Origin of the sequence: Pseudomonas sp. RSB 5.4 (assembly GCF_037126175.1) — a bacterium.
Taxonomy (GTDB): Bacteria; Pseudomonadota; Gammaproteobacteria; order Pseudomonadales; family Pseudomonadaceae; genus Aquipseudomonas; species Aquipseudomonas fluorescens_H.
Genome location: NZ_CP146986.1, coordinates 3,851,744 through 3,875,184, shown reverse-complemented (window position 1 = coordinate 3,875,184; position 23,441 = coordinate 3,851,744). Strand labels below are relative to the sequence as shown.

The following is a 23,441-nucleotide window of genomic DNA, read 5'->3' as shown; positions in this document are numbered from 1 at the left end:
CATCCATGCAGATTTCGGTAAATGAGTTCCTGACACCCCGCCACATTGATGTGCAGGTTGTCAGTCCAACCCGCGCCAAGATCACTCTCGAGCCTCTCGAGCGTGGTTTTGGCCACACCCTGGGCAACGCGCTGCGCCGCATCCTGTTGTCCTCAATGCCCGGCTGCGCAGTAGTCGAGGCCGAGATTGACGGTGTGCTCCACGAGTACAGCGCCATCGAAGGTGTACAGGAAGACGTAATTGAAATCCTGTTGAACCTTAAAGGTCTGGCCATCAAGCTGCACGGTCGTGACGAAGTTACGCTGACCTTGTCGAAGAAGGGTTCGGGGGTGGTTACCGCTGCCGATATTCAGCTGGATCATGATGTCGAGATCGTTAACCCCGATCACGTAATCGCTAACCTGGCGTCTAACGGCGCCCTGAACATGAAGCTCACCGTAGCTCGTGGTCGTGGTTATGAACCAGCCGACTCGCGTCAGAGCGATGAAGATGAAAGCCGCAGCATTGGTCGCTTGCAGCTTGACTCTTCGTTCAGCCCGGTTCGCCGTATCGCATACGTGGTGGAAAACGCCCGTGTCGAGCAGCGTACCAACCTGGACAAGCTGGTTATTGATCTGGAAACCAACGGTACTCTGGATCCTGAAGAGGCTATCCGCCGCGCTGCAACCATCCTGCAACAGCAGTTGGCTGCGTTCGTCGACCTCAAAGGTGACAGTGAGCCAGTGGTTGTCGAGCAGGAAGACGAGATCGATCCGATCCTGCTTCGCCCGGTTGACGATCTGGAACTGACTGTACGTTCGGCTAACTGCCTTAAGGCGGAAAACATCTACTACATCGGTGACCTGATTCAGCGTACCGAAGTAGAGCTGTTGAAGACTCCGAACCTGGGCAAGAAATCCTTGACTGAAATCAAGGACGTTCTGGCCTCCCGCGGTCTGTCCCTCGGCATGCGCCTCGACAACTGGCCGCCTGCAAGTCTTAAGAAGGACGACAAGGCGACTGCCTGATCGTCGTAATCACCGAACGTAGTGTTTGGTAAGGAATGAACCATGCGTCATCGTAAAAGTGGGCGTCACCTGAGCCGCACCAGCTCGCACCGCAAGGCCATGTTCCAGAACATGGCGGTGTCGTTGTTCGAGCACGAGCTGATCAAGACTACTCTGCCAAAAGCCAAAGAACTGCGCCGCGTTGCCGAGCCGCTGATCACTCTGGCCAAGACAGACAGCCTGGCTAACCGCCGTCTGGCTTTCGACCGTACTCGTTCGAAAGCTATCGTTGGTAAGCTCTTCAACGACCTGGGCAAGCGTTACGCTACCCGTGAGGGTGGCTACCTGCGCATCCTCAAGTGCGGTTTCCGCGCTGGCGACAACGCGCCTATGGCGTACGTCGAGTTGGTTGATCGTGCTACTGCTGGCGAAGCTGTATCCGCCGAGTAAGACGTCAGTCTGAAACGAAAAACCGGGCCTAGTGCCCGGTTTTTTGTGTCCACAAGAAAATGCGCTGTTCGTACAAGCTTCTGACATTGTTCTGTTGTCACTATGTGTTGGGAAACTTAATTAGTAATTATCTATCGATGACTACAAGTTAATGAATTTGTAGGTGTTACATCGATGATCAATACTTCCCAGCAAGCCGATTCGCCGGCAGTTTCAAGACTGACAGAGGAAGAAGACCGTATGAGCCAGATCAAAACGCTTACGACCGCCAGTGGCGCACCTGTCGCTGATAACCAGAATTCTCGCTCCGCCGGCCCTCGTGGCCCGCTGCTGCTCGACGATTTTCACCTGATCGAGAAGCTTGCCCATTTCAACCGTGAAAATATTCCTGAGCGCCGCGTACACGCCAAAGGCTCGGGTGCTTACGGTACTTTTACTGTTACCCGCGACATTACCGAGTACACAAGCGCCAAGCTGTTCGAATCTGTAGGCAAACAAACCCCGACATTCCTGCGTTTCTCTACTGTTGGCGGTGAGCGTGGTTCGGCTGACACCGAGCGTGATCCGCGCGGTTTTGCCCTGAAGTTTTACACCGAGGAAGGCAACTGGGACATCGTTGGCAACAATACTCCGGTGTTCTTCATTCGTGACCCGCTGAAGTTTCCCGACTTTATCCACACCCAGAAACGTCTGCCGCAGAGCAACCTGAAAAGCGCGCAAATGATGTGGGACTTCTGGTCGCATTCGCCTGAAGCGCTGCACCAGGTGACCATCCTGTTCTCGGATCGCGGCATCCCCGATGGCTACCGTCATATGCACGGTTTTGGCAGCCACACCTACAGCCTGATCAACGCAAGAGGCGAGCGTCACTGGGTGAAATGGCACTACAAGACCCAGCAAGGGATCAAGAACCTTGCGCCGGCCGACGCCGCACGCCTGGCGGGTACCGATCCGGATTACGCGCAGCGTGACCTGTTCGAAGCCATCGAGCGTGGCGACTTTCCGAAATGGCGTGTGTGCATTCAGATCATGACCGAAGCTCAGGCTGTGGCGCATTACGAGAACCCGTTCGACGTGACCAAGACCTGGTCGCAGAAGGAATTCCCGCTGATCGAGGTCGGTGAGCTGGAGCTGAACCGCAATCCGCTGAACTACTTCGCCGAGGTTGAGCAAGCTGCATTTGGTCCCAGCAACATGGTGCCTGGTGTCGGTCTGTCGCCGGATCGCATGCTGCAAGGCCGCGTGTTCGCTTACGCCGATGCGCACCGTTACCGCGTGGGTACCAATCACCAACAATTGCCGGTAAACGCGCCGCGCAGCCCGGTGAACACTTATCAGCGCGACGGTTCGATGGCGTTCGGCAGCAACGGTGGTGCAGCGCCTAACTACGAACCGAACAGCTACATCGAATCACCGAAACAAGCCCCGCACTACGCCGAACCCGCGCTGGCCTTGAGCGGTGCTGCTGATCGTTACGATCATCGCGAAGATACGGACTACTACAGCCACGCCGGTGCGCTGTTCCGCCTGATGAATGACGAGCAGAAGGCCTTGCTGGTCAGCAATATTGCCGGCGCCATGAGCGGTGTTTCGCCTGATGTGGTTGACCGTCAGTTGCAACATTTCTTCAAAGCTGACCCGGCGTATGGAGAAGCAGTCGCAAAGCTGCTCAACGTACAGCTTAACGAAGTCTAAACGAGAAGCAGAACCGCCCTCATTAGGGCGGTTTTTGCGTTATTTAGGCTGATTTTCTCAGAATATCTTCGCTTTTATTGCGCGAAACGGGGTGACCTTCCGGTCAGCTTGGTTCAAACTACAGACTTTCAAGCAGGGAGATGTAGGGCGATGCAAGGCCACCCAGACGTTATCGATTACCTCAACACGTTGCTGACCGGCGAACTGGCCGCGCGTGACCAATATTTTGTGCACTCGCGGATGTATGAGGACTGGGGTTTCACCAAGCTCTACGAACGAATCAACCACGAGATGGAAGAAGAAGCAGGTCACGCAGACGCGCTGATGCGCCGGATCCTGATGCTCGAAGGTACGCCGCGCATGCGCCCTGACGATCTTGACGTCGGTACCACCGTGCCGGAGATGCTTGAAGCCGATCTGCGTCTTGAATACAAAGTTCGCGCCGCACTGTGCAAAGGCATTGAACTGTGCGAGCAGCACAAGGACTACGTCAGTCGCGAGATTCTGCGTGTTCAGCTCAACGACACCGAAGAAGATCACACCTACTGGCTGGAAAAGCAGTTGGGCCTGATCAAACTCATCGGTCTCGAGAATTACCTGCAATCCCACACCTGATTGCACAGACACAAAAAAGCCCCTGTCACTGTTGAAGTGACAGGGGCTTTTTCGTTCCTGGCTTTTAAGCCCGGTCGCGAATCAACAACGGCTTGAGGTAATGACCTGTGTGAGACTGCTTCATCTCGGCCACTTCCTCAGGCGTGCCGGTGGCGATGATCTGCCCACCCTTGGAGCCGCCCTCTGGCCCTAGGTCCACCAACCAGTCGGCAGTCTTGATGACGTCCAGGTTGTGCTCGATCACCACTACCGTATTGCCGTGGTCGCGCAGGCGATGCAGCACGTCGAGCAATTGCTGGATATCCGCGAAGTGCAGGCCGGTGGTCGGCTCATCGAGGATATACAGGGTCTTGCCGGTGTCGCGCTTGGACAGCTCGCGTGACAGCTTGACCCGCTGCGCTTCACCACCGGACAGCGTGGTCGCCGACTGCCCGAGTTTGATGTACGACAGGCCCACATCCATCAACGTCTGCAGCTTGCGCGCCAGCGCCGGTACCGCGTCGAAGAACTCCCGGGCTTCCTCGATGGTCATCTCGAGGGTTTCGTGGATGCTCTTGCCCTTGTATTTGATCTCAAGGGTTTCGCGGTTGTAGCGCTTGCTCTTGCACACATCGCAGGGCACGTAGATGTCCGGCAGGAAGTGCATTTCCACTTTGATCAAGCCGTCGCCCTGGCACGCCTCGCAGCGACCGCCCTTGACGTTGAACGAGAAGCGCCCCGGGCCGTAACCTCGGGAGCGTGACTCGGGCACGCCGGCGAACAGTTCGCGGATCGGCGTGAACAGCCCGGTGTAGGTGGCCGGATTGGAGCGCGGCGTACGGCCGATCGGGCTTTGGTCAATGTCGACGACTTTGTCGAGATGTTCCAGGCCTTTGATGCTGTCGTGCGCGGCCGCTTCCAGCGTGGTCGCACCATTAAGTGCAGTAGCGCTCAACGGGAACAGCGTGTTGTTGATCAGCGTCGATTTGCCCGAGCCGGAAACGCCGGTCACGCAGGTCAGCAGGCCGATCGGGATTTCCAGATCGACGTTGCGCAGGTTGTTGCCGCGCGCGCCCTTGAGCGACAGCGTCAGCTTCTTGTTACGCGGCGTGCGTTTGGCCGGCACTTCGATCTTCACCCGCCCCGACAGGTATTTACCGGTCAGGGAGTCCGGGTGCGCCATGACTTCGGCCGGCGTACCTTCAGCCACGATCTGCCCGCCGTGCACCCCGGCGCCCGGGCCGATATCCACCACATAGTCAGCCAGACGAATCGCGTCTTCGTCGTGCTCGACCACGATCACCGTGTTGCCGATGTCGCGCAGGTGCTTGAGGGTGCCGAGCAAACGGTCGTTATCGCGCTGGTGCAGACCAATGGACGGTTCGTCGAGGATGTACAGCACCCCGACCAGACCGGCGCCGATCTGGCTCGCCAGACGAATGCGCTGCGCCTCGCCACCGGACAGGGTGTCGGCACTGCGATCCAGCGATAGATAGTCGAGGCCGACGTTGACCAGGAACTGCAGACGCTCGCGGATCTCCTTGAGGATCTTGTCGGCGATTTCGCCGCGACGGCCGGTCATCTTCAGCTCGCCGAAGTATTCGCAGGCATCGCCAATCGGCAGGTTGGTCACTGCCGGCAGGGTTTTCTCGCCAACCCACACGTGCCGCGCTTCACGGCGCAGACGAGTGCCGCGGCAATCCGGGCAGGCCTGGGTGCTGAGAAACTTGGCCAGTTCTTCACGCACGCTGGCCGATTCGGTTTCGCGGTAGCGACGCTCAAGGTTCGGCACGATGCCTTCGAAGGGGTGCGAACGTTTGACGATGTCGCCGCGATCGTTCAGATACTTGAAGTCGACATTCTGTGAGCCGCTGCCATGCAGAATGTGTTTCTGCTGTTCGGCGGTCAGCTCGTTGAACGGCTTCTCCAGGCTGAACTTGTAATGCGAAGCCAGCGAGCCGAGCATCTGGAAGTAATAGACGTTGCGCCTGTCCCAACCGCGAATCGCGCCCTCGGCAAGAGTCAGTTCACCATTGACCAGGCGCTTGATGTCGAAGAACTGCTTCACGCCCAGCCCATCGCAGGTCGGGCAGGCGCCGGCCGGGTTGTTGAAGGAGAACAGCTTCGGCTCCAGCTCGCTGATGGCGTGGCCACAGATCGGGCAGGCGAAGCGCGCGGAGAAGATCATCTCTTCGCCCGGCTCATCGTCCATCGGCGCCACCAGGGCAATGCCGTCCGCCAGCTTCAGTGCGGTTTCGAAGGATTCGGCCAGACGCTGCTGCAGGTCGGCACGGACCTTGAAACGGTCGACGATCACATCGATCGAGTGCTTCTTCTGCTTGTCCAGTTTCGGCAGTTCGTCGAGCTCGCAAATGCGGCCGTTGACCCGGGCGCGGACGAAGCCTTGGGCGCGCAGTTCTTCGAACACCGACAAGTGTTCGCCCTTGCGCTCGCGGATCACCGGGGCCAGCAACATCAGTTTGCTGCCTTCCGGCTGGGCCAGCACCAGGTCGACCATCTGGCTGACGGTCTGCGCTTCCAGCGGAATGTCGTGATCGGGGCAGCGCGGCGTGCCGACGCGTGCATAGAGCAGACGCAGGTAGTCGTAGATTTCGGTGATGGTGCCGACCGTGGAGCGCGGGTTGTGCGAGGTCGACTTCTGTTCGATGGAGATGGCCGGCGACAAACCTTCAATGGTGTCGACGTCGGGCTTTTCCATCATTGACAGGAACTGTCGGGCGTAGGCCGACAGGGATTCGACATAGCGGCGCTGACCTTCGGCGTAGAGCGTGTCGAAGGCCAGGGACGACTTGCCGGATCCGGACAGGCCGGTGATGACGATCAGTTTGTCCCTTGGCAGGGTCAGGTCGATGTTCTTCAGGTTGTGGGTACGGGCCCCACGTATCAGGATCTTGTCCAAAGTGGCCTCGCTCGGCGGGCGTCGAAAACGTAGGAGTATACGGGCAAATACTGGATGGATGCACACTATCAAACGAAGGGTTTTTTACCTTGCATGAAGAGAGTTTCATCTATACGCGTCATAGCGTCGCGATATACCCCGTCTTTCGATGGGACTGGTAGAATCGCCGCCGGTTCACACGAGGTTTTTCCATGCACGATCCCCACAGCGAACGCATGAGTGGCAGCGAGACCCGCGCAGCGAGCGGTCTGGCCCTGGTGTTCGCCTTCCGTATGCTTGGCATGTTCATGGTGTTGCCGGTACTGGCGACCTACGGCATGGACCTGGCGGGAGCGACCCCGGCCCTGATCGGGCTGGCGATTGGCGCTTACGGCCTGACCCAGGCGATTTTCCAGATTCCCTTCGGGATCATTTCCGACCGTATCGGCCGGCGTCCGGTGATTTTCCTCGGGCTGGTGGTCTTCGCCCTCGGCAGTGTACTGGCGGCCCAGGCGGATTCGATCTGGGGCGTGATCGCCGGGCGTATCCTGCAGGGCGCCGGGGCGATTTCTGCCGCGGTGATGGCCCTGCTCTCCGACCTGACCCGTGAACAACACCGCACCAAAGCCATGGCGATGATCGGCATGACCATCGGCCTGTCGTTCGCCGTGGCCATGGTGGTCGGGCCGCTGCTGACCCGTGCGTTCGGCCTGTCCGGGCTGTTCCTCGCGACGGGCGGCATGGCCCTGTTCGGGATCGTCATCGTGATGTTCATGGTGCCGAAATCCACCGGGCCGCTGAGCCATCGTGAATCCGGCGTGGCGCGTCAGGCCTTGATGCCGACGCTCAAACATCCGGACCTGCTGCGTCTGGATCTGGGCATTTTTGTGTTGCACGCGATGTTGATGTCGAGCTTCGTCGCCCTGCCGCTGGCACTGGTGGAAAAGGCCGGGTTGCCCAAGGAGCAGCACTGGTGGGTTTACCTGACTGCGCTGTTGATCTCTTTCTTCGCCATGATCCCGTTCATCATCTACGGCGAGAAAAAACGCAAAATGAAACGAATTTTGCTCGGCGCCGTCCTGACGTTGATGCTCACTGAGCTATTCTTCTGGCAGTTCGGTGACAGCTTGCGGGCCCTGGTGATCGGCACGGTGGTGTTCTTCACCGCGTTCAATCTGCTGGAAGCTTCGTTGCCGTCGCTGATCAGCAAGGTTTCACCGGCAGGCGGGAAGGGCACGGCCATGGGCGTGTATTCCACCAGCCAGTTCCTCGGTTCGGCACTCGGCGGGATACTCGGCGGCTGGCTGTTTCAGCATGGCGGTCTGTCGGTTGTGTTCCTTGGATGTGCCGGTCTGGCTGCCATCTGGCTGGCCTTTGCTGTTACCATGCGCGAACCTCCCTACGTGACGAGCCTGCGCTTGCCGTTGTCGCCCGAGGCGATCCGCGAAGCGGGTCTGGTCGAGCGCCTCAAGGCCCTCGTAGGGGTAACAGATGCAGTGATAGTTGCTGATGAAGCGGCTGTTTACATCAAACTGGACAAAGAATTAGTGGATCGCGACACCCTCGAACGCCTGGTGAACAACCCGGCCGAGGCTGCTTGCGAAGCCTAGGAGAACGTTATGGCCCGTGGGGTTAACAAAGTCATATTGGTCGGCACTTGCGGCCAGGATCCCGAAGTTCGCTACCTGCCTAACGGTAACGCCGTGACCAACCTGAGTCTGGCAACCAGCGAACAATGGACCGACAAGCAAACCGGTCAGAAGGTCGAGAAGACCGAGTGGCACCGTGTTTCGATGTTCGGCAAGGTTGCCGAAATCGCCGGCGAATACCTGCGTAAAGGTTCGCAGGTTTACATCGAAGGCAAACTGCAGACCCGCGAGTGGGAAAAAGACGGTATCAAGCGTTACACCACCGAAATCGTGGTCGACATGCAAGGCACCATGCAACTGCTCGGCGGCCGTCCACAACAGGGCGATCAACAAGGCGGTGGCAACAACTACCAGCAACAGGCACCACGTCAACAGGCTCCACGCCCGCAGCAGTCGGCTCCGCAACAGCGTCCAGCCCCGGCTCCACAGCAGGCTGCACCGCAACCGGCTCCGGATTTCGACAGCTTCGATGACGACATTCCGTTCTGATTCGCTGCTGCATCCGCGCTGAATAAAAAAGGCCCGTCGTTCAACACGACGGGCCTTTTTTGTGGCGCAAGGTCCGCGATTAGCGCTGATCTCCTGTGGGAGCGGGCTTGCTCGCGAAGGCGTCGGGTCAGTCAAAGCATTTGTTGAATGGCAGACCGTTTTCGCGAGCAAGTCCGCTCCCACAGGTGCGGATGTATGCCTCAGTCGAGGATCAGATGCGGCAGGAACCGGCTCGAATCCTTGGTGATCAGACTGTTGTCTTCGCGCACGCCAATCCCAGCCGCTTGATCACCAATCACCCACGAGCCGATCAGGGTGTAGCTGTCATCGAACTTCGGCAATGGCGCAAACTCCTGCAGGATGAATGGCGCATCGGTGTAGGGCCCGTCCTCTTTGACGATCAGACCTTCCGCCGTTTGCAGTTCGATGTTGGCGCCTTCGCGGGAGAAGTACGGTTTGCGTACCCAGCCCTTGGGCACCGCACGGGTCGGATTCGGATCAAGGTGCGCCGCGAGCAGATTCGGATGCCCCTTGTGCAGCTCCCACAGCAAAGGCAGCGCGCCTTTGTTCGACAGGATCGATTTCCACGCCGGCTCAAAGAACTGCGTATCGCTCTCGGCAATTGCAGCACCGAACGGCTCATGGAAAATGAATTCCCAGGCGTGCAGCTTGAACAGGTGCGGGATCCAGCGATCCTCCAGATCGACGAAGCGTCCCTCGGCGGTCAGGCCGATGTCTTCGATGTCGATATGCCGGGATTCGATGCCGACCTTTTCCGCGATCAGGCGCAGGTAATCGGTGGTGCCCTTGTCTTCGACCGAGTCTTTCATCGAGGCAAAATAGAACGGCCGCTTGAGCTGCAATTCGGCGAAGGCCTGATGCAACTTGGTATCGATGCTGTTGAACTGGTCTGCGTGGCGCGGCAGCATTCCGCGCTCGATGCACTGTTCCAGCCAGCCCCACTGAAATGCCGCCGCCTCATAAAGGCTGGTCGGCGTGTCGTAGTTGAGTTCCAGCAGCTTTGCCGGGCCGTTGCCGCTGTAGGAAAAGTCCATGCGCCCGTAGAGATGGGGATGACCTTCCAGCCAGGACGTGCGGATCATGTCGTAGTACGGCGCCGGGATGCTCAGGCGATCCAGCAACTCTTCGCTATGCACCACGCGATCAACCAGGTCCATGCACATCTCGTGCAGTTCGGTGGTCGGATCCTCCAGATCGTTTTCAATCTGCGCGAGCGTGAACTGGTAGTAGGCGCTTTCGTCCCAGTACGGTTCGTCGTCGATGGTGTGGAACAGAAAGCCGAGGCTTTCGGCCGTCTGTTTCCAGTCGGGGCGCTCGGCGCAGTGGATCTTCTTCATGGTCAGCTGCTCGAACTGCCCCAGCCGCCCCAACCGCTGCGGGCGGAAGACTGGCTGCCGAAACCACCGCGGGACGTCGACGAAGCGACGTTGACCGGTTTGCTTCGGGAGTTGTCGTAGCGGGTGTCGGTGCGAGTTGCCGGCGCCGATTCGATTTTGCGGTACTGCGCCGAGGTGTTGTAGGTCTGGCGGGTATCGCGGTCGCGATAGACCGTGCGGTTGGCGTTGTTGCTCATCGCATTGCCGATCAACCAGCCTGTGAGCCAGCCGTTACCTGCACCACCGGAACCGGAAGAGTGGAAAGTGCTTTGCGCATTCTGCGCAGCGGCGGCTTCACCGGCAGGCATCTGCGCATTGGCAATCGCATTCAGGTCCTGCGGCGCCTCACCGCTCTGTGGCACCTTGAAACCGCCGAGCTTCGGCACGAAGCGACCGTCGGAATTCTTCTGGCACCAGTCGGCGGCAAAGTCTGCGTCGCACTTGGCCTTGTCATCGTAGGCCGGTGCAATGCGTCGGTGCTCGGTCAATGCCGCGACATAGGCGTTCGAGCAGACATCGGCGGCCACTTCGGCGCCGACGCACTCCTCGACAGTTTGAAAGCGTTGCTGATCCTGCGCGGCAACCTCGCCGGAAATCGCCAGCGCCACCGAAGCGGCGAGAGACAGTTGAACGTACTTGCTGCGTTTCATCGAAGGCTTCCTGCCGATCAGTTGGACGGGGTCATGCACGCGGCGTTGAGCATGCCGACGCTGATGGCCACCGCGGCCACGTAGATACCGGAAGCGATTTCACCGTTGGCGATGCGCTGGGACGTGCCTTTGAGCACCAGCCCTGTGGCGAGGAAGGCCAGCAGTTGCACCACGGCCGCAATCACTGCCCACAGCAAGAAATCGAGGACGTTGACCGAAAACGCGATCACGTTGCTGGCCGGAATCGCAAAACCGATGATCGCCCCCGCGAGGGCAATGGCGGCGGCGATGTTGCCGGAGCGAATCAGCTCGAACTCTTTGTGTGGTGTGATGCGGGTGTAGACGAACTGAAACAGCATGAACAACAGCACGGCGCCGATCAGGTAGATGACGAAACCGACCAGCGCGGTCTTGTTCAGGGAAACGGCCAGCACTTCCAGCATGGAAAACTTCCTTTTTTAAATGGTGCTCAAATCAGTCGTGTACAGCGAAATGCCCAGCGAGGTGCTCAGGCTGACGGTGCCTTCCTCGTCCTGTTCGACGGAGAACAGCAGCAGCTCGCGGCGATCGGTCAGGCCGGTCTCGCGGGCGTAGAGCATCGAGTGGTGCTCGATAGTGTAGGACTCGTCCGGGTTGATCACGTGTTCGGTCAGCGGCACCAGTTCGGTCTGGCCCTGCTCGGTGCCCCATTCGCGGCTGTACTGGACGCCGTCGTGGGTGTAGGTCGGCAGGCCGATCGGGCTGGCGGGGCCGGCCAGGCGCTGCAGTTCGGCGTCACTGTTGACGGTCACGTAACTGAGATAGTTGAACAGGGTGACCGACTCGATCTGGTCGTCACCGGTGACGTGGATCTGTAGCCAGAAATCCTCGTCATTCATGTAATAGCGGTGCAGTTTGTTGGATTGGCCGAGGTCGACCCAGCCGGCGCTCCAGATTGCCTGATCGAATGGCACTCGCACTGACGTCGAGCCGTCGAGCAGCAGGGCGAGAGTCGAATCGAATCTGACAGCCTTGCCTTGCGCCATCCCGAGTGGGCCACTGGCAACGGTTGGCGTTGGCGCAGCGGACTGCCAGTTGCTGGTGCCCAGCAAATCTTTGAACCATCCCATGGGTACATTCCTTGAGGCGGGTGGAGGTGTGCGTCGTAAAAAGCGCCGCTAGTGTACCGGGCCGGGCGACGAACGAGCAGAGTCATTTGCACAGCACAAACCATGTGGGAGCGGGCTTGCTCGCGAATACGGTGTGTCAGCTAGCAAATTGTTCACTGACACAGCGTATTCGCGAGCAAGCCCGCTCCCACAGGTTTTTTATCGCGTTGTTACTGCGTGGACTTCTGCTTCAGACGTTCAAGAATCGCATTGGCGCTGCCTTCGTTCGGCGTGATGCCGGCGTCGCGCAGTTTGCGTTCCAGGTCGTTGCCGGTCGAAGCGTCAGCCAGCTCATCGGCGGCGCTCAGCTCGGCGGCGCGTTGCTGTTGCTTGGCCTGCAGACGGTTCAGGGTGCCGACCGCGGTCTCCAGTTTGCCGTTGGCGCCACCGCTGGCGATGGATGCGCTGACCTGCGCCTTCTGCACGCTTTCACGGGCCTTGGCCATGTCCACCTGCTGGCGCAGGCTCTTGATTCGCGACTCGGCTTTGCTGATGTCCTTGCGCATGTTTTCGGCGTAGGTGCCGAACTCGTCGCTCTGGGCTTTCTCAGCGGTCAGGTCGTTGGTCAGGGTCGAAATCGCTTCGGCCACTTCCATCGCCAGGTCTTCGCGGCCGGCGTTCAGCGCGGAAACAGCCTTGGCTTCCAGATCCTTGATCTTCGCGTCGTACTCGCTCACGCGGTCGGCGGCCAGCTTGTGCTTGGCCATGATGGTGACCAGCTCGCGGCGGGCGTTGGACAGCGCGGTGTCGGCGTCGCGGATTTCCTGGTCGAGGATGCGCAGAGCCTGTTGGTCGACGATCGCTTCGCCGACTTCATTGGCGCCACCGCGCAGCGCGGTGAACAACTTGCTCCAGATGGACTGAGTCATTGGATATTCCCTGTTGATTACTTGAAGAAGTGTTCGAAGGCTTCGCTCGCGCGCTGCACGTTGTCGACCAGGGTTTTCACCTCGGTGACGACGTTGGTCAGGCTCGAGTCGGCGCTGAGGGCGCCAAACATGTTGTAAACGGTCTGGCCGTTGGGCATCGACTCGATACCGATCGACGACAGCGGGAACATTTCCCGGCTGCGCAACACGGCGTCGTTGAAGGCGCGCACGTCAGTGATCGAGTCGATGTCCACCAGCACGGTGTCGACGATGATCTGTGCACCGGCCACGGCGATGTGAATCGGCAGACCGCCGAATTCGTTCATTTCCAGCTTGATGCTGGGTTCGGAGCTCTGGATCAGAGACAGCGTGATCTCGTGCGAAGCCACCTCGTCCAGTGCCTTGAGGGCGTTGAAGAGGCTATCGATGTTCCAGTTGTTGCCTGCGCTCATGTAATTCTCCGACATGAATGAGCCAGCCAGAATCGGTTGGCGTAGCTGTTGCTCCATCTGCTTGAGCAAGCTTCGGTTTTCCGGAAGTACCCAAGTTTCGTGTTTCACATAACCGGCGGCAGCCAGGCCCGCGCGCATCTGCTTCATGTAGAAGCTCGACGGCTTTTTCGCGGACGGTTTCGAGCGCTCTCCCTTTGGGCTCTCTGATGCAACGGTGGGGGAGCGACTTTTCATGGCAATGACTCCGTTATGAACATCTCACGCGTGAGCCACACTACAACCAATTCAAAATGCCATCAATGGCTCACGCGTGAGATTTTTTCGGCCTGTCATCATCGCTGATGAGGTGGTGGTCGCAAGCGTTGCCCCGGGTGGGGAGTGTGGTTCTGATTGATCACTGATGTTTATTGTCTGAAAGGCGAATTTATTTTCAATTCGCCTGCTGTGATTTTTTACTGTTTAAATATTGAAGATAATTCCTACATTGTTTTTGCATGTTTCCGTAAGAAGTAATAGCGGCCCTTCGTAAGAGCGTAGGAAGTGTGTTATTTGGGAGTAATATTAAGAAATAAGGTCGGTTCGCAACCACTGAAAACTTATTCTAGTTTTGGAGTGTGCACACCTTCACCCCGGTGGGAGAAAGTTTCGACTACCGGCCCTTCAACTTTTGAGGAAATCATTATGACTTTCGAAAAAGCATCTTCCGCTGGCGATTCTCAGATCGGCTGATCTGATCAGTAAGAACCGGGGCCTTTGCGGTCCCGGTTCTTTTACTAACTTGTTTTAATAGCGATCGAGGCTCGAATATGAAGCTTTGTCTTAAACCGACGATTATTCCGTTCAAACTTGATGGTCAGGTAGTTCTGCGCTTTAACGGTCAATACGCAAAAATCCCCGACCCCCGTGGTGCTGTCTGGGAGTTCGTCAGGACACTTGATGGCCGTACACCCTACGAAGTGTTGATTACCCAAGTGGCAGACCGTTATCCCGGGGTGGATCAGGACGAAATCCGAAGCGTCGCGCAAGATCTGATCAAATACCGGTTGGTCGAGAGTCCGGATACTTTTGAAACGACTTCTCTTTCGGATCATGATCGCATCAGATTTTCCCGCAACATCGACTTTTTCGGGTCGATGGCGGCTGTGGGCGAGAACAAGTTCACCCACCAGGAAAGACTGCGCGCGGCCAGGGTCTGCGTACTGGGCTGCGGCGGTCTGGGCACCCATATCCTGTTCGACCTGGTGGCGCTGGGTGTCCACCACTTGACGATCCTCGATTTTGACACGATCGAGTTGAGCAATTTGAACCGGCAGATACTTTACAAGGAAACCGACGTCGGCATGCCGAAGGTTACAACGGCCAGGCGCAGGTTGCTTGAATTCAACAGTCACCTCGACATTACTGCTCACGAAACCCGCCTCCAGTCGGCGCAAGACGTCGCCGGCATCGTACGCGGTCACGATATTGTGATTTGTGTCGCCGATAAACCCGCGAACTACATGGCCGACTGGCTGAATGAGGCCTGCGTTGAACAGGGCGTACCCTTCATTTCAGGCGGGCTTGATGTACGCCGCTCGGTGTTTTATTCGGTGGTGCCTGGCTCCTCGGGCTGCGGCGCTTGCTGGCTGACGTCGGCGCGTAACAAGAGCAGCCTGGTGAACAGCGTTTCGACCATGGCCAAACAGCACGACATCACCTATGAGCATCCCGGCCCGGCTCTTGTGACTTTGGTGGCCGTCACCGCTGGGATGATGGTCAGCGAAACGGTCAAGATCATCACCGGCTGCCAACCGCCACAATTGACCAACAAGCTCAAGGAATTCACATTCGACGACCTGGACGTCAGCGTTGCTGAAGTCTGGCAACAGAATCCGGACTGCACGGTATGTGGACATCTCGCGAACGGGCAACGGTCGCAGCAGACGGAGACTGTCTAGATGTTCAAACTCCTGGCGTCCTATGCCATCACGTCCATCTGCTCATGGGCCATCGCGTTTCTGATCCCGCTTTATGTTTATGAGCAGACCGGCTCCCCAGTCTGGACGTCGCTGGCTTTTTTCGCCGCGATGGCGCCCTACATACTGGTCACGCCCTTCGCCGGTGTGTGGAGTGATCGCTACAGCAAACGGCGTTTTTTGATCGGTGGTGATCTGATCAACATCGTCACCGGCTGCCTTATATATGCTGCCGTGAGTACGCTGTCCGGGAGCAGCTTGAGTATCACTCTGTTACTGCTGAGCTTTCTGTTGGCAAGCGTCGGTGCCACCCACCACCCGGTTTTCCAGAGCATTGCGCCTGCGCTGATCGAGGGGCCCAAACTTCATCGATTCAATGCGATCATCAACGCCAGTGACAACATCATTCGCATCGTTGCGCCAATCGGCGTTGCGGCCTTGCTCGCCATTAGTACCAAAGAGCAGTTGCTCATTGGCAGCATTGTCGGATTTGCGCTATCCCTGCCGCTTTGCTTCTTGCTTAAAGAGCAGGGTAGGCCTGCGCCTGCCACCACGCGGGTATTCACGGAAATCAAAGCCGGACTGCTGTATGTCATCCAGCAGCGAGAACTGTGTTCGTTTGTCATGCTGTTCTTTTTCTGCAATTTCGGTTTCGCCTTGATCGGTGCCAGCCTTGTCTATGTCTACACCACGCTACTGGCCGTGCCATTGAGTGATGTCGGCTATTACTACGGGCTCATTGGTGCAGGTGCCGTCGCCGGATCAGCTACGGGGGCGTTTCTGGTGAAGAGATATCTGGCCGGCATTCTTATCCGTCGAAGCTGTTTGCTGGCCGGGGTGTTCACGCTGATGGGGGCGATGGCCAACGATCCGTGGTCACTTTCGGCACTGTGGGCGCTTTCTACCGGTTGCCAATCCGTGGTGGTCATCGCTTTTTTCACCTATCGCCAGCAAGTGGTGCCGCAAACCATTCTAGGGCGAACGGTAGGAGTTACACGGCTCATTGCCTACCTCGCGATTCCACCGGCGAGCCTGCTGAGTGGATGGCTGTTACTGCATTTCTCGAGCAGCGCTGTGATTTTTGCGTCAGGCGGTCTGTGCATCATTTTCGCCTCTCTATGTGCTTACTTTCTGGCCAGGTTTGAGCGCCCGGTCATTTACAGCGACGCACAATGAATATGGTTTTTTAAGTTTTCGGGGTTTCGGAATAACTGGAACGTTGCGATCGGCAGGATGGCTGATAAAGAATTAAAAGGAATTTAAAGTTGGAAGCAGACAAAGAGTTGAATCGGGGCGATAGGGCGAAGGTCATTAAGCTCATGACCGGAGGCACATTATGGGACGAATGGCTGGACGCTGATGCGTTAGATGGATTGGTTAATCATGAGCTGTTGCTGGCAATGCAAAACGGTCATGTTTCCCTGAAGGGGATGCGTTACTTTCTGATCCAGCATCATTACTACTCGCGAAACTTTACCCGCTTTCTGTGTGCGATCATCAATCGCCTTGAGTCCGTTGGCGACATCAAATTGCTGATGGAAAACATGCAGGAGGAAATGGGCATTGATGGTGACAACAAGCTCACGCATGCCGAGCTTTTTCAAAGGTCGCTGCGGATCCTGGGCACCCATCCCTTGGCAGAATCGCCTTTACCTCAGACCGTGGATTTCACCCAATGCATCATGCAGCGTTGCCGCAGTGAAAATCCTGTCGAGGGCCTCGCAGCACTCTGCCTGGGAGCCGAAGCCATTGTGCCGCTGATTTACAAACCGATTCTCCTGGCACTGGAGGGACTGAATGTCAGTGAGGAAGGCCTGGAGTTCTTTCGCCTGCATATCGAAGAGGATGAGGACCACGCGATTACCATGTTGGGAATTCTGCAACGCCTGACTCACCAGACTCCTGAAGCCAAGCGGCTTGCGATTCAAATCGGGCGTCAGGCTATCCTCAAACGTTGTGTCATGTTCGATGCCATCTGGAACGAAGTCAGTCAGCAGTAGCCGGCGTTCCGTTTCGTGCAAATTGCCGCGGATTCGCTGGCAGTCGTGCAGATTGGAACAGGCTTGATGCCACCATGCTTGTTCCAAGCGATTGATTCATTTTGGCATTCCCGGCGCCAGGCGATTGGCCTGATCTCTGCAGTTCTCTGGTTACATTCATCAACTGGCTTGAAGGGGGACGCATGACCCCGATGTCGAGCAGGAAAGTGGTCGTCGCCCATTCGGTTCGGGCCGGGGCGCCGCAACATGAAGTGCAGACTAACAAGGCACTTGCCCGCTGGCTGGCGCAGATTCTGGGACTCAGCTTCGGCGGAAGTTTTGACCCGCAGAAGCATCGCGGTCGAGATTTGTATTGGCTGCCGACCCAGACCATTGTTGGCCCGGCCAGCGCGCGTAAACTGGGGATCAAGGGCCCCGGCGATTTGTGGGGCGGGTACGTCGAACACGATTTCATTTGCACCAAAGCCATCAGCCACGGCTTGCGCAGTCATCTGGCTCACGCGCCGCAAGGCTGGGCGCCGCAATTTTCCGAGCGCGTGCGCGATGTGGTGCTCGACGGCTTGACGGTGTTTGCCGTGGAAGATGCGCGACCCGCTGCCGAGCATCTGCTGTACAGCGGGCCGATCCGCCTGAAGCCGATTCACGCCTGTGCCGGTCGCGGCCAGGAAGTTATCAACAGCCTCGACGCGCTCGATGAAGTACTGGCCCGTGCAGAAGCAAAAGCGTTGTTTCACGATGGCGTGGTGCTGGAGCAGGACTTGAGCAAGGTCTTCACCCACAGCGTTGGCCAGTCATTCATCGGCGACAAAGTGCTGAGCTACTGCGGTGATCAATACTTGACCAAGGATGCCCATGGCGAAGACGTCTATGGTGGTTCGAATCTGTTGGTAGTGCAGGGCGGTTACGAAGATCTGCTGGCGCTGGATTTGCCGGATGACGTACGACTGGCCATCAAGCAGGCACAGATTTTCGACCGGGCGGCGGATGAGGCTTATCCAGATTTCTACGCCTCGCGGCGCAACTACGACATTGCCCAAGGACTGGACAGCAATGGCAAACCTCGTAGCGGGGTACTCGAACAGTCCTGGCGCATGGGCGGTGCCAGCAGCGCTGAACTGGCCGCGCTGCAAAGCTTTGTCAACGATCCAGATATGCCGGCGATCCGCGTGTCGACGGTGGAGACGTACAACGATCAGACCCTGCCGGCCGACGCCATCGAAATCTATCGCGGGCCAGCAGAGAACAGCGACTTCCTTCTCAAATACGTAACGGTCAAATCCTATGACGGCTAGAAGCGAAAGCATTCAGATCGACATTGATGACGAGCAGATGAGCGGGACGTTTCTCAGTCCCAAATCGAAAGTCCCCGGGGTGTTGTTTGTTCACGGCTGGGGCGGTAGCCAGGAGCGCGATCTGGAGCGCGCCAAGGGCATCGCCGGGCTTGGCTGTGTCTGCCTGACCTTCGACCTTCGCGGGCACACCGGTGGTACCGGCATTCCGTTGACCCGGGTCACACGCGAGGACAACCTGCGCGACTTGCTCGCCGCCTACGATCGCCTGCTGGCGCACCCGGCGCTCGACACCTCGGCGATTGCGGTGGTCGGCACCAGTTATGGCGGTTACCTGGCTTCGATCCTCACCTCGTTGCGCCCGGTGCGCTGGCTGGCGCTGCGAGTGCCGGCGCTGTATCGCGACGAGCAATGGCACACGCCCAAGCGTGATCTGGACAAGGCTGACCTGCGGGATTACCGGGCGACGTTGGTCCGTGCTGACAGCAATCGTGCGCTGCACGCCTGTTCGCAATTCACCGGAGATGTGTTGCTGGTGGAATCGGAAACCGACGACTACGTGCCCCACGCGACGATCATGAGTTACCGCGCGGCCTGTCAGCAGACCCATTCGCTGACGCACCGGATTATCGACGGCGCCGACCATGCCTTGAGCGAGCCGGTTTCGCAGCAGGCCTATACCTCGATTCTGGTGGACTGGATTACCGAGATGGTGGTCGGTGAGCGGTTGAGCATCATCCAGTCCACATGATCTTTGGTGCCCTTTCGGACGCCATCGCGAGCAGGCTCACTCCTACAATTTGAAATGCGCTCCCCCTGTAGGAGTGAGCCTGCTCGCGATAGCCTTTTCAGTTTCACAACAAAATCAGGACGGTTTCTTCTCGATCCGCAACGCCTTGGCCTTGGCCTCCACCAACAAATACATCACCACCGTAATCAACAACGGCAGCAGAAAATAAATCGCCCGATACGCCAGCAACCCCGCCACCAGACTCCCGCGTGAAGCTTCGTGCTGCAGCAGCGCGACGAACACCGCCTCCAGCACCCCTAGTCCCGCCGGAATGTGCGTGATGACCCCGGCTATCGCACTGATCAGCAGTACGCCAAGCACCAACGGATAATCCAGTTTGCTCGGCAGCAGAGTGAAAATCACCGCCGCCATCAGCGACCAGTTCAATGCGCCGAGCAGCAACTGCAGCACGGCCATGCGCAGTGACGGCAGGTTGATTTCCACCCCGCGAATCGACCACTCGCGGCGCTTCGAGAACTGGCAGGCGGCGAGGTAACCGGCACTCAACAGCAGTAACAGCACGCCGATGCCCTGCAATGCATCGCTGCTGATTTTCCAGCCCGGCGGCATGCTCACCAGACCGCTGCTGAACACCGCGCCGGCAATCGTCATGTAGCCGAACCAGTTGGTCGCCAGGCTCAGGCCGAGGATTTTGGCGATGTTGCCTTTGCTCACACCCAGGCGCGAATATAGCCGATAGCGCATGGCGATCCCGCCGACCCAGGCACTGAGATTGAGGTTGAACGCATAGCTGATGATCCCCACCGGCAGGATCTGCTTCCAGGTCAGGTCCTGGCGAATGTAGGTGCGGCCGATCAGGTCGAAACTGGCGTAGGTGAGAAAGCTCAGCAGGGTCAGGCTGGCGGCGATGATCAGCGTGCGGACCTTGAAGTCAGCCAGGGTTTGCAGGACTTCCGCCCATTCGATGCGGCTGGCGAACATCGTCAGCAACACGATCAGCGCGAGGAAGAACAGCAGGGTCAGCGGGCGTTTCCAGCGACTCCAGCGAGAATGCACGGCAGGCGCCGATTGCGCATGGGAATGGCTCATGGGATATCTCCCCGAAACGGCTTGAGCCGCGGTTTGTGCGCCGGCAACCAACCGGCCATCGACGGGAAATGCCGCAAGAAGTGAAATACCAGAAACCCTACGGTCATGTGCCAGATCCGCCCGCGTGGGGACATGTCGGCGTCCATGGCCTTGCAGTGGTTCTGGCTCAGGTCTTCGAGGCGCTGGAACAAATGCTGATTGAACGCGCGGTCGCGGATCAGCACGTTGGCTTCGAGGTTGAGCGACAGGCTCAGCGGGTCGAGATTGCTCGAGCCGACCGTGCTCCATTCCTCATCCACCAAGGCGACTTTGCCGTGCAGGGGGCGCTGGCAATATTCGTGGATCTGCACGCCGGCCTTGAGCAGGTAGTCGTAGGTCATGCGCGCCGCCAGTTTCGCCACCAGCATGTCCGGCTGGCCTTGCAGGATCAGCCGCACCTCGACGCCACGGCGCGCGGCATTGCGGATCTCGCGCAGCAGGCGGTAGCCGGGGAAGAAGTAGGCGTTGGCGATCACCACCCGACGTTTGGCCCGGCGCAATGCCTGCAAATACACGTCTTCGATGTCGGTGTGATGCTGATCGTTGTCGCGAAACACCAGCCGTACCTGACCGTCGTGATCGTTGAAAGCCATGTCCGCCCGGCGCTGACGCCGGCGCTGCCACCAGAACCGTGCGCGTCCCGGGCGACCGCTTTGCAGCAGGGCGAAGTGATGGATGTCAGCGACCGCCGGCCCCTGAATCTGCACCGCGTAATCCTGTTTCGCCTCGGGGCCGAAATCGGCCAGGTGATCGCCGGAAAAGTTGATCCCGCCAATGAACGCAATCAATCCGTCGACCACCACAATCTTGCGGTGCAGGCGGCGGAACCAGTTGGTGCGAAAACCCAGATGTTTGGGCGCCGGATCGAACATTTGCAGGTGCACGCCAGCATCGCTCAATGCCGCGAGATAACCGGTGGACAATTCGCCACAACCAAAACCGTCGAGACTGACAGTGGTGCGCACGCCACGCCGGGCGGCGTCGATCAGGATCTGCTGCAACTCTGCACCGACCTTGTCTTCGAAAACGATGAAGGTCTCCAGCAGGATTTCACTCTTCGCCGCACGCATGGCGTCGAATACCCGGGGGAAATATTCCTCGCCGTTTTCCAGCAACTCGATGCGGTTGTTGCCCTGCCAGCCGTACTCGACATCGACATGCCCGGGCTCGCGCACCGGCGGGTTGATGCTGATCGGTGCCACGGCGGATTTCTCCAGCGGTGCGCTGCTCATAATTCGATCTCCACCGATAACGGGGCGTGGTCGGAAAGGTGTGACCAGGGCCGATTCGCCAGGACTGTCGGCTGGCTGGCCTTGAGGTTACGCACGTAAATACGATCGAGCCGCAGCGTCGGCAGGCGTGCCGGAAAACTGCGCGCCGGTTTGCCGTGATGCTCGGCGAACACCTCGCGCAGACCGCAGGGTTCGAGCAACGCATCGGCGCGCTGGCGCCAGTCATTGAAGTCACCGGCGACGATCACTGGGGCGTCAACCGGCAGCTCCGCCAGACGCTCGCCGAGCAGCTTCAGTTGCGCATTGCGATGGCTTTCGCGCAGGCCCAGATGCACGCAGATCGCATGCACCTCGACGCCATCGCCGGGCAGGCGCAGCACGCAATGCAACAGGCCACGGTTTTCGTGGCCGCTGATCGAGACGTCGAGGTTGTCGTGGCGGATGATCTGGAATTTCGACAGCAACGCATTGCCATGATCGCCCTCCGGATACACCGCGTTGCGCCCATAGGCGAACTGCGGCCAGAGGCTGTCGGCGAGGAACTCGTATTGCGGCATCGTCGGCCAGTTGCTGTAGCGTTTGGGATGGTGTTCGTGGGTGCCGTGGACTTCCTGCAAAAACACCACGTCGGCCGCCACGCTACGCACCGCTTCGCGCAACTCCGGGAGGATGAAGCGTCGATTGAGGGCGGTGAAGCCCTTGTGGGTGTTGACCGTCAGCACAGTGAAACGGCGCACCGACACTTCGACGCTGGTCTGTTCGTCGGTGACCCCGACCGGCTCTGGAATACTCATGCCAACACCCCTTCGGCTGCCGGTTCGCCGGGGGTGGTGGCGAGCGTTTTATCCAGCTCAAAACGGTGCAGCAAACTGCGGGCGTCGTAGGGCGCGCGGACTTTGATGTCGTTGTCGAAATAGCAGAACACTTCACGGGATTTACGTGCCCGAGGCTTGAGGCGCGGCGCGATCAGATGCGCATCGCGCGGTTGCTGACCGTGGTGCCAGGCGTCGATGCGTTCGGCCCAGTTCTGCAGCGCCGGTTCGCTGTAGCCGCTGGCGTAAAGTGCCTCGGCACCGTGCAGACGCAGGTAGACGAAATCGCTGGTGAGGTCTTCGCGGTACGGCCACTTGCCGGCGGTGTCGGCGATCACCAGGGCGGTGTTGTAGCGTTTCAACAAGCGCACGAAGTCGGGGTCGATGAAGCTGTCGTTGCGAATTTCCACGGCATGGCGCAGCGGTTTTTTGCGCCAGGCCTTCAGGCTGGCGTGGCCGTGCAGGTGCGAGTCATGCTGGCGGGCGAGGGCGGCGGCCGCTTCAGTGTCGTGAGGGAGCAGGGCGAGGAAGTGTTCGAAGCGCTCGGGATCGAATTTGAAGTTCGGCGGGAACTGCCAGAGGATCGGCCCGAGTTTTTCCTTGAGTTCCAGCACCCCTGAGGCGAAGAAATTCGCCAACGGTTTTTCGATCTCGCGCAAACGGCGAATATGGGTGATGAAGCGCGGCGCCTTGACGCTGAACACGAAGTCGTCGGGCGTTTCGGCGTACCACTGGGCATAACGTTCGGGCCGTTGCAGGGCGTAGAACGATCCATTGATTTCGATGCTGTTGACCGCCCGCGAAGCGAATTGCAATTCGCGTTTCTGCGCCAGTCCTTTCGGGTAGAAATCCCCGCGCCACGGAGCGTAGCGCCAGCCGGAAATACCGATGTGAATCGTTGCCATGTCGCCCTCCCGTTGTCAGTCCTCGTACAGCCTGTGTCTGTTGATGACTGTGGGTGGTTCGGGAAAGTTTCGGTGGCGTTACGGACGGTAC

The 23,441-nt window shown here is 58.6% G+C and carries 22 protein-coding genes; 11 read left to right on the top strand and 11 right to left on the bottom strand.

Features of this window, described 5'->3' with window-relative positions:
- The first annotated feature begins 5 nt into the window (after nucleotides 1-5).
- The 4 genes from rpoA (at nucleotide 6) to bfr (ending at nucleotide 3,746) form a co-directional block, all read left to right on the top strand.
- The gene (gene rpoA / locus V9L13_RS17500; protein WP_003186012.1) at nucleotides 6-1,007 is read left to right on the top strand and encodes a DNA-directed RNA polymerase subunit alpha; all 1,002 of its coding nucleotides are present in this window, start codon (nucleotides 6-8) and stop codon (nucleotides 1,005-1,007) included.
- A 42-nt stretch (nucleotides 1,008-1,049) separates the two neighbouring features.
- On the top strand, nucleotides 1,050-1,436 hold the full coding sequence (rplQ, locus tag V9L13_RS17495; RefSeq protein ID WP_003176402.1) for a 50S ribosomal protein L17: 387 nt from the start codon (nucleotides 1,050-1,052) through the stop codon (nucleotides 1,434-1,436).
- A 240-nt stretch (nucleotides 1,437-1,676) separates the two neighbouring features.
- Nucleotides 1,677-3,131, top strand: coding sequence for a catalase (locus V9L13_RS17490; RefSeq protein WP_338800119.1), 1,455 nt, complete (start codon nucleotides 1,677-1,679; stop codon nucleotides 3,129-3,131).
- A 150-nt stretch (nucleotides 3,132-3,281) separates the two neighbouring features.
- Nucleotides 3,282-3,746: a bacterioferritin gene (gene bfr, locus V9L13_RS17485; RefSeq protein ID WP_003228714.1), complete on the top strand. Its 465-nt coding sequence runs from the start codon at nucleotides 3,282-3,284 to the stop codon at nucleotides 3,744-3,746.
- A gap of 64 nt (nucleotides 3,747-3,810) precedes the next feature.
- Here the strand turns inward: bfr and uvrA are convergent, their stop codons facing one another.
- On the bottom strand, nucleotides 3,811-6,645 hold the full coding sequence (gene uvrA / locus V9L13_RS17480) for an excinuclease ABC subunit UvrA (protein ID WP_003228713.1): 2,835 nt from the start codon (nucleotides 6,643-6,645) through the stop codon (nucleotides 3,811-3,813).
- Nucleotides 6,646-6,836: 191 nt separating this feature from the next.
- On the opposite strand from uvrA, the gene V9L13_RS17475 reads away from it, so the two are divergent.
- Nucleotides 6,837-8,234 carry an MFS transporter gene (locus tag V9L13_RS17475; protein WP_003228711.1) on the top strand — a complete coding sequence of 466 codons (1,398 nt, stop codon included), beginning with the start codon at nucleotides 6,837-6,839 and terminating at the stop codon, nucleotides 8,232-8,234.
- A gap of 9 nt (nucleotides 8,235-8,243) precedes the next feature.
- Complete coding sequence (locus tag V9L13_RS17470; protein WP_007966163.1) at nucleotides 8,244-8,762, top strand: single-stranded DNA-binding protein; 519 nt, start codon at nucleotides 8,244-8,246, stop codon at nucleotides 8,760-8,762.
- A 200-nt stretch (nucleotides 8,763-8,962) separates the two neighbouring features.
- Here V9L13_RS17470 and V9L13_RS17465 read toward each other — a convergent pair whose 3' ends face one another.
- From V9L13_RS17465 to V9L13_RS17440, 6 genes are all read right to left on the bottom strand, one after another.
- Complete coding sequence (locus V9L13_RS17465) at nucleotides 8,963-10,120, bottom strand: glutathionylspermidine synthase family protein (RefSeq protein WP_338800118.1); 1,158 nt, start codon at nucleotides 10,118-10,120, stop codon at nucleotides 8,963-8,965.
- Nucleotides 10,121-10,122: 2 nt separating this feature from the next.
- Complete coding sequence (locus V9L13_RS17460) at nucleotides 10,123-10,809, bottom strand: DUF1190 domain-containing protein (protein ID WP_338800117.1); 687 nt, start codon at nucleotides 10,807-10,809, stop codon at nucleotides 10,123-10,125.
- 17 nt (nucleotides 10,810-10,826) lie between these two features.
- Nucleotides 10,827-11,252, bottom strand: a complete 426-nt coding sequence (locus tag V9L13_RS17455) for a DUF350 domain-containing protein (protein ID WP_338800116.1) — start codon at nucleotides 11,250-11,252, stop codon at nucleotides 10,827-10,829.
- Between the two features lie 15 nt (nucleotides 11,253-11,267).
- Nucleotides 11,268-11,918, bottom strand: a complete 651-nt coding sequence (locus tag V9L13_RS17450) for a DUF2491 family protein (protein WP_003228702.1) — start codon at nucleotides 11,916-11,918, stop codon at nucleotides 11,268-11,270.
- Nucleotides 11,919-12,127: 209 nt separating this feature from the next.
- Nucleotides 12,128-12,826: a PspA/IM30 family protein gene (locus tag V9L13_RS17445; protein ID WP_103483879.1), complete on the bottom strand. Its 699-nt coding sequence runs from the start codon at nucleotides 12,824-12,826 to the stop codon at nucleotides 12,128-12,130.
- A 17-nt stretch (nucleotides 12,827-12,843) separates the two neighbouring features.
- Entirely contained in the window at nucleotides 12,844-13,425 is a 582-nt protein-coding gene (locus V9L13_RS17440; RefSeq protein ID WP_226501021.1) for a YjfI family protein, read from the bottom strand.
- 659 nt (nucleotides 13,426-14,084) lie between these two features.
- Between V9L13_RS17440 and V9L13_RS17435 the strand changes: the two genes are divergently transcribed.
- The 5 genes from V9L13_RS17435 to V9L13_RS17415 all read left to right on the top strand — a co-directional run bounded on the left by V9L13_RS17435 (nucleotide 14,085) and on the right by V9L13_RS17415 (nucleotide 19,273).
- Entirely contained in the window at nucleotides 14,085-15,215 is a 1,131-nt protein-coding gene (locus V9L13_RS17435; RefSeq protein ID WP_338800115.1) for a ThiF family adenylyltransferase, read from the top strand.
- Complete coding sequence (locus tag V9L13_RS17430; protein ID WP_338800114.1) at nucleotides 15,216-16,409, top strand: MFS transporter; 1,194 nt, start codon at nucleotides 15,216-15,218, stop codon at nucleotides 16,407-16,409.
- 89 nt (nucleotides 16,410-16,498) lie between these two features.
- Nucleotides 16,499-17,233 carry an iron-containing redox enzyme family protein gene (locus tag V9L13_RS17425; RefSeq protein ID WP_338800113.1) on the top strand — a complete coding sequence of 245 codons (735 nt, stop codon included), beginning with the start codon at nucleotides 16,499-16,501 and terminating at the stop codon, nucleotides 17,231-17,233.
- A 182-nt stretch (nucleotides 17,234-17,415) separates the two neighbouring features.
- Nucleotides 17,416-18,525 carry a DUF3182 family protein gene (locus V9L13_RS17420; RefSeq protein WP_338800112.1) on the top strand — a complete coding sequence of 370 codons (1,110 nt, stop codon included), beginning with the start codon at nucleotides 17,416-17,418 and terminating at the stop codon, nucleotides 18,523-18,525.
- Nucleotides 18,515-19,273, top strand: coding sequence for an alpha/beta fold hydrolase (locus V9L13_RS17415; protein WP_103483876.1), 759 nt, complete (start codon nucleotides 18,515-18,517; stop codon nucleotides 19,271-19,273). Before V9L13_RS17420 ends, V9L13_RS17415 begins: the two co-directional genes overlap by 11 nt.
- 114 nt (nucleotides 19,274-19,387) lie before the next feature.
- Here the strand turns inward: V9L13_RS17415 and V9L13_RS17410 are convergent, their stop codons facing one another.
- From V9L13_RS17410 to V9L13_RS17395, 4 genes are read right to left on the bottom strand one after another with little or no spacing between them, the layout of a single operon-like run.
- Nucleotides 19,388-20,362, bottom strand: a complete 975-nt coding sequence (locus V9L13_RS17410) for a lysylphosphatidylglycerol synthase domain-containing protein (RefSeq protein ID WP_003228693.1) — start codon at nucleotides 20,360-20,362, stop codon at nucleotides 19,388-19,390.
- On the bottom strand, nucleotides 20,359-21,633 hold the full coding sequence (gene clsB / locus V9L13_RS17405) for a cardiolipin synthase ClsB (protein ID WP_338800111.1): 1,275 nt from the start codon (nucleotides 21,631-21,633) through the stop codon (nucleotides 20,359-20,361). The genes V9L13_RS17410 and clsB overlap by 4 nt, the downstream gene beginning before the upstream one ends.
- The gene (locus V9L13_RS17400; RefSeq protein WP_103483874.1) at nucleotides 21,630-22,427 is read right to left on the bottom strand and encodes an endonuclease/exonuclease/phosphatase family protein; all 798 of its coding nucleotides are present in this window, start codon (nucleotides 22,425-22,427) and stop codon (nucleotides 21,630-21,632) included. The genes clsB and V9L13_RS17400 overlap by 4 nt, the downstream gene beginning before the upstream one ends.
- Nucleotides 22,424-23,350 carry a DUF72 domain-containing protein gene (locus tag V9L13_RS17395; RefSeq protein WP_226501029.1) on the bottom strand — a complete coding sequence of 309 codons (927 nt, stop codon included), beginning with the start codon at nucleotides 23,348-23,350 and terminating at the stop codon, nucleotides 22,424-22,426. The genes V9L13_RS17400 and V9L13_RS17395 overlap by 4 nt, the downstream gene beginning before the upstream one ends.
- Between the last annotated feature and the right edge of the window lie 91 nt (nucleotides 23,351-23,441).

What these genes read in the sequence shown, in the direction of transcription:
- V9L13_RS17395 (WP_226501029.1), bottom strand. Translation starts at nt 23,350, where the DNA reads ATGGCAACGATTCACATCGGTATTTCCGGCTGGCGCTACGCTCCGTGG.
- V9L13_RS17460 (WP_338800117.1), bottom strand. Translation starts at nt 10,809, where the DNA reads ATGAAACGCAGCAAGTACGTTCAACTGTCTCTCGCCGCTTCGGTGGCG.
- bfr (WP_003228714.1), top strand. Translation starts at nt 3,282, where the DNA reads ATGCAAGGCCACCCAGACGTTATCGATTACCTCAACACGTTGCTGACC.
- V9L13_RS17440 (WP_226501021.1), bottom strand. Translation starts at nt 13,425, where the DNA reads ATGAAGCAGATGCGCGCGGGCCTGGCTGCCGCCGGTTATGTGAAACAC.
- clsB (WP_338800111.1), bottom strand. Translation starts at nt 21,633, where the DNA reads ATGAGCAGCGCACCGCTGGAGAAATCCGCCGTGGCACCGATCAGCATC.
- V9L13_RS17475 (WP_003228711.1), top strand. Translation starts at nt 6,837, where the DNA reads ATGCACGATCCCCACAGCGAACGCATGAGTGGCAGCGAGACCCGCGCA.
- V9L13_RS17415 (WP_103483876.1), top strand. Translation starts at nt 18,515, where the DNA reads ATGACGGCTAGAAGCGAAAGCATTCAGATCGACATTGATGACGAGCAG.
- V9L13_RS17430 (WP_338800114.1), top strand. Translation starts at nt 15,216, where the DNA reads ATGTTCAAACTCCTGGCGTCCTATGCCATCACGTCCATCTGCTCATGG.
- V9L13_RS17435 (WP_338800115.1), top strand. Translation starts at nt 14,085, where the DNA reads ATGAAGCTTTGTCTTAAACCGACGATTATTCCGTTCAAACTTGATGGT.
- V9L13_RS17455 (WP_338800116.1), bottom strand. Translation starts at nt 11,252, where the DNA reads ATGCTGGAAGTGCTGGCCGTTTCCCTGAACAAGACCGCGCTGGTCGGT.
- V9L13_RS17450 (WP_003228702.1), bottom strand. Translation starts at nt 11,918, where the DNA reads ATGGGATGGTTCAAAGATTTGCTGGGCACCAGCAACTGGCAGTCCGCT.
- rplQ (WP_003176402.1), top strand. Translation starts at nt 1,050, where the DNA reads ATGCGTCATCGTAAAAGTGGGCGTCACCTGAGCCGCACCAGCTCGCAC.
- V9L13_RS17465 (WP_338800118.1), bottom strand. Translation starts at nt 10,120, where the DNA reads ATGAAGAAGATCCACTGCGCCGAGCGCCCCGACTGGAAACAGACGGCC.
- V9L13_RS17490 (WP_338800119.1), top strand. Translation starts at nt 1,677, where the DNA reads ATGAGCCAGATCAAAACGCTTACGACCGCCAGTGGCGCACCTGTCGCT.
- V9L13_RS17410 (WP_003228693.1), bottom strand. Translation starts at nt 20,362, where the DNA reads ATGAGCCATTCCCATGCGCAATCGGCGCCTGCCGTGCATTCTCGCTGG.
- V9L13_RS17400 (WP_103483874.1), bottom strand. Translation starts at nt 22,427, where the DNA reads ATGAGTATTCCAGAGCCGGTCGGGGTCACCGACGAACAGACCAGCGTC.
- rpoA (WP_003186012.1), top strand. Translation starts at nt 6, where the DNA reads ATGCAGATTTCGGTAAATGAGTTCCTGACACCCCGCCACATTGATGTG.
- V9L13_RS17470 (WP_007966163.1), top strand. Translation starts at nt 8,244, where the DNA reads ATGGCCCGTGGGGTTAACAAAGTCATATTGGTCGGCACTTGCGGCCAG.
- V9L13_RS17445 (WP_103483879.1), bottom strand. Translation starts at nt 12,826, where the DNA reads ATGACTCAGTCCATCTGGAGCAAGTTGTTCACCGCGCTGCGCGGTGGC.
- V9L13_RS17420 (WP_338800112.1), top strand. Translation starts at nt 17,416, where the DNA reads ATGACCCCGATGTCGAGCAGGAAAGTGGTCGTCGCCCATTCGGTTCGG.